General features: G+C 38.6%; 6 protein-coding genes and 1 pseudogene. 4 read left to right on the top strand and 3 right to left on the bottom strand.

The window, feature by feature from the left end; translation table 11 throughout:
• Together B3I52_RS12750 and B3I52_RS12745 are read left to right on the top strand one after the other, a co-directional pair.
• Positions 1-486 (top strand): annotated as a pseudogene (locus tag B3I52_RS12750) (succinate--CoA ligase subunit alpha); the annotation flags it as partial.
• 151 nt (positions 487-637) lie between these two features.
• On the top strand, positions 638-1,126 hold the full coding sequence (locus B3I52_RS12745) for a methionine-R-sulfoxide reductase (RefSeq protein WP_293301817.1): 489 nt from the start codon (positions 638-640) through the stop codon (positions 1,124-1,126).
• Between the two features lie 264 nt (positions 1,127-1,390).
• Here the strand turns inward: B3I52_RS12745 and B3I52_RS12740 are convergent, their stop codons facing one another.
• Positions 1,391-1,570, bottom strand: a complete 180-nt coding sequence (locus B3I52_RS12740) for a hypothetical protein (protein WP_293301815.1) — start codon at positions 1,568-1,570, stop codon at positions 1,391-1,393.
• A gap of 179 nt (positions 1,571-1,749) precedes the next feature.
• Entirely contained in the window at positions 1,750-2,340 is a 591-nt protein-coding gene (locus B3I52_RS12735; RefSeq protein ID WP_293301869.1) for an RNA polymerase sigma factor, read from the bottom strand.
• A gap of 315 nt (positions 2,341-2,655) precedes the next feature.
• Between B3I52_RS12735 and uvrA the strand changes: the two genes are divergently transcribed.
• Together uvrA and B3I52_RS12725 are read left to right on the top strand one after the other, a co-directional pair.
• On the top strand, positions 2,656-5,454 hold the full coding sequence (uvrA, locus tag B3I52_RS12730) for an excinuclease ABC subunit UvrA (protein WP_293301814.1): 2,799 nt from the start codon (positions 2,656-2,658) through the stop codon (positions 5,452-5,454).
• Positions 5,455-5,575: 121 nt separating this feature from the next.
• A complete protein-coding gene (locus B3I52_RS12725) occupies positions 5,576-6,232 on the top strand; it encodes a LysE family transporter (protein WP_293301812.1) in 657 nt (218 codons plus the stop codon).
• A gap of 341 nt (positions 6,233-6,573) precedes the next feature.
• On the opposite strand, the gene B3I52_RS12720 is transcribed toward B3I52_RS12725, so the two are convergent.
• Positions 6,574-7,014, bottom strand: a complete 441-nt coding sequence (locus B3I52_RS12720) for a hypothetical protein (RefSeq protein WP_293301810.1) — start codon at positions 7,012-7,014, stop codon at positions 6,574-6,576.
• Between the last annotated feature and the right edge of the window lie 148 nt (positions 7,015-7,162).

Below are 7,162 nucleotides of genomic sequence, written 5' to 3'. Positions count from 1 at the left end.
GCTGATGAGGCTAAAATTGGTATCATGCCAGGTTTTATCTTCAAAAAAGGTACTGTTGGTGTAGTTTCTAAATCGGGCACGTTAACTTACGAAGCGGTAGATCAAGTAGTAAAAGCTGGTTTGGGTATTACTACAGCGATTGGTATTGGTGGCGATCCAATTATTGGTACACCTACCAAAGAAGCGGTAGAGTTGCTCATGAACGATCCAGAAACTGAAGGTATCATCATGATTGGTGAGATTGGTGGTGGTATGGAAGCTGAAGCTGCTCGTTGGATTAAAGAGAACGGTACTAAGCCAGTGGTAGGTTTCATCGCTGGTCAAACTGCTCCTGCCGGACGTAGAATGGGCCACGCTGGTGCTATTGTTGGTGGTGCTGATGATACTGCTGCTGCAAAAATGAAAATTATGCGTGAGTGTGGTATAACGGTAGTAGAAAGCCCTGCCGAAATTGGTGCTGCTATGGCTGCTTTGTTGAAAAAATAGTCTCGACAAAATATATTTTAAGGAAAGCGTTTCGATTTCGGGACGCTTTTTTTGTGGGGATAAATCTTACTTGCTGGTGAAGAATGGCAAACGTTTAATTGTTATATTTGTTTAAGACATTAGCCTAATGGTGAATATAAACGGCTGGAAGATGAAAACAATTTTAAATCGTGCTGCTTTAATTGGCATAATGCTATTGAGCATGAGTTTTATGGCTTGTGCACAGCAAACTGAAGAAAAGAAAGCACCTTCAAAAACAACCAAGAAAATGGAATGGAATAAATTAACCAAAGAAGAAGAACGAATTATTGTTGGTAAAGGAACGGAATATCCTGGGACTGGTAAATACGATAAGTTTTTTGAGAAAGGTACTTATATCTGCAAAAGGTGTAATGCCCCGCTATATAAATCGGAAACCAAATTTGATGGGCATTGCGGTTGGCCAGCTTTTGACGATGAAATTAAAGGTGCGGTAAAGCGTATTCCAGATGCCGATGGTTCGCGTACCGAAATTGTTTGTGCCAATTGCGGCGGGCATTTAGGACATGTTTTTATAGGGGAAATGTTTACCGCTAAAAACACCCGCCATTGTGTAAATTCACTTTCTATGAGTTTTGTGGCGGATAAGAAGGAAGAGTAGTTGGAAAGTTCGAAATATGAAAAAGGAGTGAACCATAAGTTTGCTCCTTTTTTTTTGTTTAACCTATTGTCGGTGCTATCACCGTTACCATTTTGTTGTGGTATGGTGATCATTTGATTAATAAAACTTTGTCAACTTTCTATACAGTTTGCCACAAAGTTGACAAAGCTAAAATCTTGGCTTTATGTTAACCTATGGTTGGTGTTATCGCCGTTAGATCATACCACAAATGAAAAAAGCCCCGAATTATGTCGGGACTTTTACTTAACGCTTTTGGGCGTGCTTTAAAATCTTTGCTATCGTTTCTTCAGATGGTTCTCTTAACAATTCATCTAATTTAGGTTTAATGGTTTGGTAGAAACGCTGGTCGGGGAAATCGCCCTGTTCCGAAGGGTTGGGTTTCGATAGTTTTTTTAAGTTGGTTTGAGTAAAGGTTTTTGTCATACGCTTATTTGAAGTAATTTGTTTAGATTTTAAACGTAAGCCAAACACCTTTATTTTATGGTTGTTGCATTATTTCTTTTTTAATTTCAAAAATGTGATTACGCTAAGCTTAAATGTTTCTTAAACTTCAAATTCGAGTAGTATGGGCTCTTTTGTTATCTGTGTAACGTTTATGTTACTCATCCTCTGCTTACGCTTACCTCTTTCACATTCATCATTTTGCGAAGGTTGCTCAAGGCATAACGCATACGCCCCAATGCCGTGTTGATACTTACATCGGTCAAATCTGCAATTTCCTTAAAACTCAAATCTGCATAATGGCGCATAATTAATACTTCTTTTTGCTCATCGGGCAAGTATTGGATCATTTTGCGCAAGTCGCTGTGCGTCTGCTCTCGCAACATTCGCTCTTCGGCGCTTTCTTCGTGTATTTGGATAAGGTTAAGCACATCTGCAGTACCATCGGTGCTGGTAATGGTTGGGGTACGCTTTTCCTTTCTAAAATAATCAATCACCAAATTGTGTGCAATGCGCATTACCCAGGGTAAAAACTTGCCTTCCTCGTTGTAACGACCAGAGCGTAGGGTGTTAATTACCTTAATAAAAGCATCCTGAAAAATATCCTCGGCAAGGTATTGATCTTTAACTAACAAATAAATTGAGGTGAAAATTTTTGACTTATGCCTGCGTAGTAGTTCTTCGATAACGTACTCATCGCCGCCAATATATAACTTTACTAAATCCTGATCGCTAACCTGTTGCAACCTCATAGGAGTGTGTTTGATTAAATCCATCTTTATTAAATAATAAATACGTAAATCTTTAATCTATAGCGGTTCTCCTCTTTGTTTTTTGTTAGTGAATAATGAATGTTAATTAGTTATTACTTCAAAAGAAACATTTTTTTATGAGATTCAAAGAATTATTTTGTTAAAAATTTCAAAAATTATAGGTGTTGCTTATGATTTCTTAGCTATTGCTATTGGTTTGTGGCTCATTGGCTATGGTTCTTTAAACATCAAATAATGAAACACGAGCAACAAAATTTTATAACTATCTTTGTAAATTATATCGAGAGGTTATCAATGAGTAAGGAACTAGAGAAAGATCCACATCAATATATCATTATAAAAGGGGCTAGGGTACACAATTTAAAGAATATTGATGTAGCTATTCCAAAAAACAAGTTTGTAGTCATTACGGGGATGTCTGGTTCGGGCAAGTCGTCGTTAGCTTTTGATACCTTGTATGCCGAAGGCCAACGTAGATATGTAGAAAGTTTATCGGCCTATGCCCGTCAGTTTATGGGGCGTATGAACAAGCCCGATGTAGATTATATTAAAGGAATTGCACCTGCTATTGCCATTGAACAGAAGGTAATTACCTCTAATCCGCGTTCTACGGTGGGTACATCAACCGAAATTTACGATTATCTTAAATTGTTGTATTCGAGAATTGGTAGAACAATTTCCCCTGTTTCGGGTAATGAAGTGAAAAAAGATACGGTCACTACTGTTGTAGATTTTGTATCGGCATTGGCCAACGATGAGGTAGTTACTATTTTTTGCCCATTAAAGCCCCAAAATGGCAGAACTTTAAAAGAAGAGCTTTCTATTTTATTACAGAAGGGATTTTTAAGAGTTTCTTATTTAGGAGCCATTAAAAAGATAGAAGATATACTGGAAGATAATACCATTAAGGATAAGGAACTATCCGAGGAAGACAAAGTTTTCATCCTGATTGATCGTATTGTAGTAGCTCATGATGACGAGACGATTAGCCGTATTGCAGATTCTGCCCAAACTGCTTTTTTTGAAGGTAAGGGCGACTGTTATGTAGAACACGATGGAAAGCAACGCTTCTTCTGCGACAGGTTTGAATTAGATGGGCTAAAATTTGAAGAACCAACACCAAATTTTTTCAGTTTCAACAATCCTTACGGTGCATGTAAGCGTTGCGAAGGCTACGGCAATGTAATTGGAATTGATGAGGATTTGGTGGTTCCAGATAAAAGTAAAAGCGTTTACGATAGCGCCATTGCGCCTTGGCGTGGTGAGAAAATGGGCGATTGGCTAAAGGCTTTCATTAAAAATGCCGATAAGTTCGATTTTCCAATACACCGTCCGTATAGTGATTTAACAGCAGCACAGCAAGCGCTGCTTTGGACCGGGAATAAATATTTCAAAGGTTTGGATGATTTCTTCAAGGAACTGGAAGAACAGACTTATAAAATCCAATATCGTGTAATGTTATCACGCTATCGTGGTAAAACTACCTGTCCCGATTGCAGGGGAACACGTTTACGTAAAGATGCTTCGTATGTAAAAGTTGGCGGTAAATCTATTTTAGAGTTGGTATTAATGCCACTTTCTACCATCTTGCCATTTTTCGATAGCTTACCCTTAACAGAAAATGAGCAGAAAATTTCTAAGCGTTTGCTGGCAGAAATTAGCAGCAGAATTTTATACCTCAACAATGTTGGTTTAGGCTATTTAACCTTAAATCGTTTATCAAATACTTTATCTGGTGGAGAAAGCCAGCGTATTAATTTGGCCACTTCTTTAGGCAGTAGCTTGGTAGGTTCTGTGTATGTTTTAGATGAGCCTAGCATTGGTCTGCACCCTCGCGATACACACCGTTTAATAGGTGTATTGGAATCGCTGAGAAATGTTGGCAATACTGTTTTGGTAGTAGAGCACGAAGAGGAGATGATGAAAGCTGCGGACCATTTAATTGATATTGGCCCCGAAGCGGGTACGCAAGGGGGCAATTTGGTTTTTAGCGGTACTTACAGTCAAATCATTAAAGATAAAAAGTCGCTTACCGGACGATATTTGGCCGGCGATGAGCGCATTGAAATTCCAAAGAACAGAAGAAATTGGAAGGATCATGTTTTGGTTAAAGGGGCAAGAGAGAACAACCTAAAGCATATTGATGTTAAGTTTCCTTTGGGCGTATTTACCTGTGTTACGGGTGTTTCTGGCTCGGGTAAAACCAGTTTGGTGAAACGAATTTTATATCCTGCTTTGCAGAAAGCTATAGGTAATTACGCCGGCGAGCAAACGGGCGCTTACGATGGCATTTTTGGTAACCTCGATTTAGTGCAGCAGGTAGAAATGGTAGATCAAAACCCTATTGGTAGGTCTTCACGTTCTAACCCGGTAACGTATGTAAAGGCTTGGGATGATGTGCGAGCATTATTCGCTGGTTTGCCGGCAGCAAAGGCCGCAGGTTTAAAGCCAGCCGCATTTTCGTTTAACGTAGAAGGTGGCCGTTGCGATGTTTGCCAAGGGGAGGGAGAGGTGAAGATAGAAATGCAGTTTATGGCCGATATTTATTTGCCCTGCGAAGCCTGTGGCGGTAAACGCTTTAAACAGCAAGTGCTAGATGTAACTTATCAGGATAAAAATGTAGCTGATATTTTAGCGATGACCATTGACCAAGCTGTGGAGTTTTTTGCCAAGGAAACCAAAATAATGGCCAAGCTACAACCCTTGGTTGATGTGGGCTTGGGTTACGTTCATTTAGGACAATCATCAAATACCTTATCGGGAGGTGAGGCGCAAAGAATTAAATTAGCTTCATTTTTAATTAAGGGCAACAATGCGCAAAAAGCGGTTTTTATTTTTGATGAACCAACAACAGGCTTGCATTTTCATGATATTAAAAAGTTGCTAAAAGCCTTAAATACCTTAATAGAACAGGGTAGCACTGTAATTGTGATAGAGCATAACATGGACATTATTAAGTGTGCAGATTGGATCATAGACATTGGCCCTGAGGGTGGAGACAAAGGTGGAAACCTAGTTTTTGAAGGTACGCCCGAAGATTTACTGAAGGTAGAAAATTCGTACACCGGACAGTTTTTAAAAGCGCATTTGTAGGGGGCAGGAGCAAGGAGCAAGGAGCAAGGAACAAGGAGCAAAGAGTAAAGAACAAGGAGCAAAGAGTAAAGAACAAGGAGCAAAGACTAACCCCTAAAAAACCAAACACCAATAAACCAGTATGCTTATAATTACATTTCTAATTGGTATTGTTATTAACGCAATGGGCTATGTCCCGCCGGGTAATATTAACCTTACTTTGGCCCAATTAACCATTAACAGAGGAATGCGCCAGGCCTGGGGCTTTATTTTGGCTTTTTCTTGTGTAGAGGTATTTTTTACTTTCGGGATGATGCGTTTTGCCCGTTGGATTTCGAGCGATGTAGATATTGATGCCATTAAGGTTGGAGACTTTCAATTAAGTATCTTGATAGATGTTTTTATGATGGTGCTGCTGTTGGTAATGGCTACTTTAGCTTGGAAAAATAGAGATAAAGTCCATCAACCTAAAGCCACTGAAGACAGTAGAAAAGGAAGCGTGCTTTACGGGATAATTTTGGGTGTTTTAAATCCGGTGCAAATACCCTATTGGCTATTTTTTGGTAATTATGTTATTTTACATGAATGGATAACAACCACTTATCCCTCTTTAATAGTTTTTAGTTTAGGTTCTGGTGTGGGTTCTATGGTGGCACTTTATGGCTATGCGCACTTTGCTAAATTTATTCAAGAAAAGTTTACATTAAGCAGCCGATTGATTAATCAATGTATTGCTGTTTTTCTCTATTGTTTGGCGCTCTATTTACTGATTAAACAATTAGTGATTTGTTTTGGGTAGTCTTGGGCTACATCGTTTCGAGGAATTTATTGCTCTTCGTAATGTGTTTGTGTTAATAAGCCAGGATACAAATTAATAGTTCGAAATAACGTATAAATTAAATGTTGGCGAGGACGCCAACGTGGCAGCCCATTTGTTGGTTTGCTTACCAATAAAAGGGATAAATCTTTTGCTGTAAAACCAATGCCTTGATGAGTTTAAAAATACGGAAAGTATTTGTGTGTGCTCTTGGTGTCTTTGTGATTAAAATATACGGCATTAGAATGCTCTTAAATGCAAATCTGTAAGAGTGTGTAGTGTATGGTATGTATTAAAAAAGGCGTTAGAATTGAAGGGAAAACCTAAGCCTTTTCTAGCTTAAATAGCTGGCTGCCAAAAATAAAGAGTGAAATAATCTTAACGCCTTCTGCAATAACATAATAGATGTGTAGGTTAGCATGGGGTACGTTTTTGCCGTCTATGTAAAGCTGGGCTCTGGCATCTAGTGCGGGTAAAAGCCAAGTTGTTTGCAAAATCAATACTAAAACTACTACAATATAAAATGGATTAATACTGGTTTTTCTTATTGTTTTAACGCTGCTAATTAAGATTGCTAGGGCAAATACCCATTCTACTTTGTTCAGTGCAGCAAAAACCAGTCGGCCTATGGCTAAACCAATAGGTAATGTAACACCTGGAGCCCTAAATTTTAACCAAGCTTCCATAAAACTAATGGCACAGATAAAGCCTATCCAAGTAAAGGTACAAATAAGTGCAACGGGCTGCGCTACTTTTGATTTCATTTTTGTTTAGAAGCTGTTTAAAAATGATATTAATATTTTACAGGTTGGGTTTGGTGGTGACACCAAACTATAGCTATGGGCTGTAGGCGAGTGTCACCACCCGCCTATGTATTTATTCTTATTGAAATTTAAACAGCTTCTAAATCTG

It is taken from the genome of Pedobacter sp. UBA4863 (assembly GCF_002399615.1).
In the GTDB taxonomy this organism is placed as follows: Bacteria; Bacteroidota; Bacteroidia; order Sphingobacteriales; family Sphingobacteriaceae; genus Pedobacter.
Note: the sequence above shows the minus strand (reverse complement) of the source record. Positions and strands in the feature narration are given on the sequence as shown.